The following is a 2,789-nucleotide window of genomic DNA, read 5'->3' on the forward strand; positions in this document are numbered from 1 at the left end:
CTCTCCGAGGGCGCGGTCGCCACCCACCTGGAGGTCCTCGCCGGTCAACTCAGCCTGATCGTCGCGGACGGGGTCACCGCCGGTGAATTCGCCGTGCCCGACCCGGCGGTGGCCGGCCGGGCCCTGTTGCAGGCCACCGCCCGGTTCCACCACCCAGCCCACCGGGCCGACTGGAACGATCCCGGCCTCGACGACGACATGGAAGCCGTCGTGGCGCTGCTCATCGACGGCCTGCGTACCCGCCCGGCAACCTGAGCGGGCCGACGCCGGGTCAGGCCGGGACGGCGGTGAGCAGCCGGTCGCGTAGCACCGCGGCCCGCTCGGCGAACGCGCGCTGCGCCGCCGCGTACTCCGCCCGACCGTCCGCGGTCTCCACCCGCACCGGCGGGTAGCCGAGCGCCGCCAGGTCGTACGGGCTGGCCCGCATGTCCAGCGTGCGGATGTCCCGAGCCAGGTCGAACGCGTCGGCCACCAACTCCGAGGGCACCAACGGCGACAACTTGTACGCCCACTTGTACAGATCCATGTTGGCGTGCAGGCAGCCCGGCTGCTCGTGCGCGTGCTGCGTCTCCCGGGTCGGGGAGAGCACATTCAACGGGCGGGCCGGCGGTGTGAAGAACCGGAACGCGTCGAAGTGGCTGCACCGCACCCCGCGCTCCTCGACGACCGCGGCGGTGCGCTCCGCGCTCAACCGCAGCGGCCAGGCGTTGTGCCGCAACTCCTCCCGGGTCTGCCGGTAGACCATCGCCCACTCGTGCATCCCGAAGCAGCCGAAGTGCGGCGCCCGCCCACGCGTCGCCGTCAACAGGGAACGGATCCAGGTGATCGACTCGCCGCGCCGCGCGCGTACCCCGTCGGTGTCGAGGGTGACCCCGGCGGTGCTGGCGCGGTAGTCGCGGCCGAACTCCGCCGGGTCGGCGTCGCGCAACTCGACCCCGGGCCCCGGATGCCAGCGCCGCAGCTGGGCCGGGCGGTGCGAGTAGTAGGTGAACAGGAAGTCGGCCACCGGATGCCGCTCACCGCGTCGTCGCCGGGCCAGGTGCGGGGTCAGCCAGACGTCCACCCGCTGCTCGTGGGCCCGCCGGCGGGCCTGCCACTGCGCCGCGTCGAGCACGGTGCGGGCGAGGGCGGCGGTCACGCACCCAGGGTACGACCGCCGCCCGGAACACCGGTCAGGGCATGTGCACCCGGACCCCGGCGGAGAACACCCCGCTGCGCAGCTCCAGCTGCTCCGGCGGGTCCCGCCCGTCGACGGTGAAGACCAGCGGCAGCACCATCCGGGTACCCGCCGCCATCGGGTTGGCGAAGACGTCCCGACCCAGGTTCGCCATCCGGGTGGCCGACTCGTCGGTGCTCACCCAACGCCCGCCCGGCAGGTACGCCCGTTGCAGCTCGCTGTGCCACAGCTGGTGGTCGGCGGTGACGTTGCGCACACCCACTGTCGCCTCGCAGCGTCGGCCGTTCACCAGCGCGGGAGGGCCACCGTCGGCCTTCCCGGCGGTGCCGGGAGCGCCGCAGGTCATCCGGTACACGGTGAACTCGAACGCCGACTCGCGCAGCGGCACACCCAGCGACCCGGTGACCCCGGTGCCCATCCACGCGCCGCTGGTCGGCTGCTTCTGGGTGTCGATCGCCGCGACCTGCCGGGTCGCCGTCCAACCCGCGGTGCCGACGACGCCGGCCAGCACCACGACCGCTGCGCCCACCAACATCCAGACCGGCGGGGTACGCCGACGCCGCACCGGACTCGGGGCTGCCGGTCGCGGGTAGATCGTCCCGCGACCATCCCCAGCTCCACCGCCGGTGGCGAGCGCGGCAGCCGTCACCCGCCGCCCGCGCCGCCGCCGTCGCCACACCCAGAACACCGCGGCGCTGACCAGCAGCAGAACCGCCAGGCCGGCGAGGAGTACCGGGTAGCGGCGCCAGGCCGGTGCCTCGGTCACCTCGGCCGCCGGTGCCGCCGCGGCCTGCCAGGTGGCAGTGGCGCAGTCGTACGGTCGGCTGCCGTCACTGGTGAACGCGCAGGTCGGCGCGGTCAGCGGCTGACCCGGTGCGGTCGCCGCGAGCGCGGTGCCCAACGTGGTGGTGCTGTGCGCGGGCAGCCGCAGCCGCCACGTCACCTCGGTGGCCGACCCGTTGGCCGGGGTGGACCGGCCGCCGCCGCTGATCGCAGTCGTCGTCGAGCCGGGCGGCAACTCCTGACGCACAGTGGTGTCCAGCGTCGAGCCGCTCACGTTGCGCACCTGGATCCGGTACCTCGGCGCCGGGCTGCTCTCCGTCGCGACCGCCACCGTGACCGGTTGCGGGGGCGCGGACGCCGGCGCCCGGGTGGGTGGTGCCATCGCCGGTGGCGCCGAGGGCGGCGTGGGTTCGGTCACCCGGGCGGCCATCGCCACCGGCGGCCGGGTGACCGCTGGGCCGACCGTCGCCGGTGGTGGTGGCGGGACGTCCGTGGGACGTGGCGCGCCAGCCGGTGGTCCTGGCGTGGCCGCCGGCGGTCGTGGCGCGCTGGCCGTCGGTTGTGGCGTGGCCGCCGGTGGTCGTGGCGCGGCCGCCGCCTCCGGAGCCGCCGCCGGCAGGGCCGGCACGGCGGCGAGGATGCCGAGGCAGTGCACGAACACTGCGAGGGCTCTGTGGTGTCGTGTCGATGCAGGCATACGAACGAACCTCCGGAGCCGACGGTAGGGGCGCGTCGCTTCCGTGCGGGTACGAATTCGGGAAGCCCGCCCCGGTCACCTCCTGCTCCGATAGGCTGCCGCGCGCTGACGGGTTGCGCACACCCGAGCGCC

The 2,789-nt window shown here is 74.8% G+C and carries 2 protein-coding genes and 1 pseudogene; 1 reads left to right on the top strand and 2 read right to left on the bottom strand.

Features of this window, described 5'->3' with window-relative positions:
* A pseudogene (locus tag KBX53_RS28475) lies at positions 1-255 on the top strand (TetR/AcrR family transcriptional regulator); the annotation flags it as partial.
* A 16-nt stretch (positions 256-271) separates the two neighbouring features.
* Here KBX53_RS28475 and KBX53_RS28480 read toward each other — a convergent pair.
* A complete protein-coding gene (locus tag KBX53_RS28480; protein ID WP_210862652.1) occupies positions 272-1,138 on the bottom strand; it encodes a 3-methyladenine DNA glycosylase in 867 nt (288 codons plus the stop codon).
* Positions 1,139-1,172: 34 nt separating this feature from the next.
* Positions 1,173-2,621, bottom strand: a complete 1,449-nt coding sequence (locus KBX53_RS28485) for a hypothetical protein (protein ID WP_030335341.1) — start codon at positions 2,619-2,621, stop codon at positions 1,173-1,175.
* Positions 2,622-2,789: the final 168 nt, after the last annotated feature.

Source organism: Micromonospora sp. M51, assembly GCF_018070305.1.
In the GTDB taxonomy this organism is placed as follows: Bacteria; Actinomycetota; Actinomycetes; order Mycobacteriales; family Micromonosporaceae; genus Micromonospora; species Micromonospora parva.